Here is a 2,424-nt window from a genome sequence, read left to right on the forward strand (position 1 = left end):
CTTTCAAGGTCAATGGTTGGAGTCGAATACGGACTTTTACCATTTCCGAGCAAGGTACTATGACCCAGAAACGGGGCGTTTTGTCAGTCGCGATCCGGTTGATGTGATTGAAACTGAGCCTGAGAGTTCTAATCCTTATCAGTTTGTTTATAACAATCCTCATATTTATAGCGATCCTACAGGGATGTTTACATTAGTTGAGTTAAACTCTACTCTGAATGGTCAGGATATTCTACAAACTATTCAAATTCAATTCAGACAAGCTGCTAAGGATTATTTAATAGATGCTGCTAAGGAAGTTGTTAACGATATTGCCCTCTCAGCACTTCGTGCTTATCTTCCTTTTGATCCTAAAGAAATATGGGATGCAGTTGCAGCGATAACAGATCCAGTGCTTAAAAGAAAAACTGCTGGGAAGGAATTTGAGCGTCGCACGAAAAAAGATATTCGAGAAGGATTTGATGGGGATCAAAATTTTCTTAACTATATACATCTTGAAGTACCTATAAGTAAAGATGGAATTCCACAAGATGAAGGATTAAATATAAGACGTTTTGGTGCTCGTTCACCTTTTTCTCCTGGTGTACCAAGACCAGATTATCTCATCAAACCAAATAATCCAACAAATATGAACGTAGATAGTTGGTTAATTGGAGATTTTAAAATGTCAGTCAAAACAATGATTGATAAATATAGAAAGAATGGAGATCAACACGATCAATGGTTAGCGATTGTTAATCATGCTCGATTATATGGAAAACGTATTACAGGATTTTTCACTATGTATCCCGGAACTTCTGCACAGAACGAATTGCTCCGAAAAGGCGGTTTTAAACGTGGTGTAGTTATTGTGATTTTATCCATTAAAGAAGACAATAAAGTGAAAGCACCTCTCTCTTAAAAATTTGAAACAATGGAATAAAAAAACAATGACTCTAAATATATTGATTTTAAACAATAATACTAATCCAAATCAATCTTCACTTCATAATGCGATTGAGGCTGGAGATATTCAAAATGTCCAAAAACTTATAAAAGATGGTGTTGATATTCATGAGATTGGTGATTGGGGATGTACTCCTCTGGAACACGCAGTTGAATTGGGACATTTTGAGATTGTGCAAGTTTTATTAAAAGCAGGTGTAGATTTTTATTTTGTCAATAGTTATCCGCTAAGTATTGCTGTAGAAAATTCAAGATTAGATATAGTTTCTGCTTTTATTAATTCTGGAGCTGATATTAATATAAAGTTAGAAAGCGATCAAACTGTTCTAATGGATGCCTCTGGCGAGAGTAATCTTGAGACTGTAAAATTTTTAGTTGAAAAAGGGGCTGATGTTAATGCCATTCGAGAAGATGGCTTTAGCGCTATAATGATTGCGGCTATTCTAGGTAGAAAAGAGATATTTGATTATTTAGCACCCTTAACTTCAAATAAATTATTTGAACAAGCAGTGAAAAAATTACCGGAAGGTTTAGTCTACCAAGAAAGAAAAAGCGATAAATTTACTGAAGATTTTATCTTGGCAGCTGGCGAAGGACAAATCGATAAAGTTAGAGAAGCAATCAAATATGGAGTAAATATTAATGCCATTGATTCTGAAGGAAATACCGCCTTATGCTTTGCTTCTTATTGGGGGAAATTAGATGTTGTAAAAATTCTTTTAGAAAATAATGCAGATTTAGAAATGAGAAGCGAACAAACTGGACTAACTGCTTTGTTAGAAGCTGCACATTTTGGTCAATTTGAAATAGTGAAGTTCTTAACTGAATCTGGAGCAAATCTGAATGCTAAAGATCGTAATGGAAAAACAGCATTAATGATTGCTGTTGACCGAGCTACACACCCCGGAAAATTTGTCGCTCGATTGTTACCACAAAATTCTCATAAATATTTAGAAGTCATTCAATTTTTACTCAAAAATGGGGTTGATATAAATGTTAAAGATAATGCAGGGAATACTGCCTTAAAAATTGCTCGGTCTAAGGATAAATCTGAAATCGTTCAACTCCTTCTCAATGCAGGAGCAACAGAAGACTAAAAATAGAAAAATGATAAACTTACGATTCTCGCGGCAACCTGCTAGCGATGAAAGACGGGGAAGGTACTATCATTCAATCCTACGTCTACGACGCACGCGGTCGGGTCATCGAAGAAAGCGACCCTTTCGGCACCACCTACTAAGCTATTAATCATTCAAATGTTTGCCTCGATCTAAGCAGGCCAAAGGGTTCAGCCCGTAGAATCGGTGGTTTAAATGCGTAACAGCTTACAACGACTTCGATGCCTTTGCTAAAGCACCTGTAATTAAGATTTTCATGTTAACTTTTCATCGATTAGTGATGTTTTAATGACCAATCATAGGGAATAGAAGCAGTAAAGGGATTGCATCGCTGTATTTCTTCGGGATCGTGGGGAATTGT

The 2,424-nt window shown here is 36.1% G+C and carries 2 protein-coding genes; both read left to right on the forward strand.

Annotated elements, in window-relative coordinates; all coding sequences use genetic code 11:
* Positions 1–901 (forward strand): RHS repeat-associated core domain-containing protein (locus tag JUI58_RS16130; protein WP_204104827.1); only part of this gene is annotated, 901 nt, incomplete at its 5' end.
* Between the two features lie 4 nt (positions 902–905).
* On the forward strand, positions 906–2,042 hold the full coding sequence (locus JUI58_RS16135; RefSeq protein ID WP_204104828.1) for an ankyrin repeat domain-containing protein: 1,137 nt from the start codon (positions 906–908) through the stop codon (positions 2,040–2,042).
* The last annotated feature ends 382 nt before the right edge of the window (positions 2,043–2,424 follow it).

It is taken from the genome of Spirulina sp. CCY15215 (genome assembly GCF_016888125.1).
GTDB lineage: Bacteria > Cyanobacteriota > Cyanobacteriia > Cyanobacteriales > Spirulinaceae > CCY15215.